Genomic DNA, 1,172 nt, shown 5'->3' with positions numbered 1-1,172 from the left:
TTATACCAAGGTGCATTGATCAGTACCCATGTGCCCAATGGCGCATTCCGATGGACATGATGCGCCAGGGCTGATCGACGAGCTTGTTCCATGCGAAGCAACAATGGTCGACGATGTCGTCGTAGGATTTGAAGATGCGGTTCGACAGCCAATTGTCGCGCATGAACTGCCAGACGTTCTCGACCGGGTTGAGCTCCGGACACCTCGGCGGCAGCGGCATCAGCGTGATGTTGGGGGGCACGACCAGTTCGGCCGATCCATGCCATCCGGCCTGATCGAGCAGAAGGACCGCATGCGCCCCGGGCGCGACGTGGAAGGCGATCTCCTCGAGATGCATGCTCATCGCCTCGCTGTTACAACGGGGCATGACGATGCCGGCAGCCTTGCCTTCAGCCGGACAGATCGCGCCGAACAGCCATGCCGAGGAGCGACGCTGATCCTTCGGCGCTGATGGTCGGGTTCCGCGCTTCGCCCAGCGCCGGGTGAGCTTGGTCTGCTGGCCGACACGGGCCTCGTCCTGCCACCACAGCTCTATCGGCGTACCTCTCGGGAGCCGCCGCTTGATTTGCGCCAGACGGGCGACGAACCTTTTTTAAAATCGGCAATGTCATCGCTCTTCTGGCCACGGTGGCGTGGCCGGGCCGTGAGCTTGCGGTAGCCCATAGCGCGAAGCTCGCGCCCGAGGGTATGGCGTGTGACCGACAACTCGAACTCGTCCCAGATCCACTGCGCCAGATCGCACAGCCGCCAGCGTACTACCCCATGCGCTGCAGGAATTGGCCCAGCCTCGACGATCTCGGCAAGCCGCGCGCGCTGCTCATCGTTCAGGATCGAAGCCCGCCCCGGAGCCTTGCGCGTTGCCAGACCGTCGGGACCTCCCTCGTTGAAGCGCAGAACCCAGTCGCGCACGATCTGCAGCGTCACGCCGGCAATCTTCGCCGCTTCGCTACGGCTCCTGCCGTCCAGGATCAGTGCAACAGCCAACAGACGCCGGACCTGATCGGCATCGCCACTTCGTCGCGCAAACCCACGCAAATCCGACGATGTGTAGTCAGATCGAACCCCAATCGCTGCCGCCATCGCAAGCCTCCATGTGCCTGCAACGTCGAATCAGATTTTCATCCGCTTGGGAATCCCTAGCGTGAGTCAGGCTCAGCGCGCCTTGGTATTAG

1 protein-coding gene is annotated in these 1,172 nt (G+C 62.5%); it reads right to left on the bottom strand.

The features are described 5' to 3' along the window. Positions 1-19: 19 nt before the first annotated feature. Positions 20-1,080 (bottom strand): IS630 family transposase gene (locus H7F49_RS19220; protein WP_185685154.1). Its coding sequence is split into 2 segments (ribosomal slippage): positions 20-588 and positions 588-1,080, totalling 1,062 coding nucleotides; the frame shifts between segments, so codons are not numbered across the junction. Positions 1,081-1,172 lie beyond the last annotated feature (92 nt).

Source organism: Novosphingobium aerophilum (genome assembly GCF_014230305.1).
Lineage (GTDB): Bacteria > Pseudomonadota > Alphaproteobacteria > Sphingomonadales > Sphingomonadaceae > Novosphingobium > Novosphingobium aerophilum.
The sequence above is the reverse complement of the archived record's forward strand: the minus strand, read 5'-3'. Positions and strand labels throughout refer to the sequence as shown.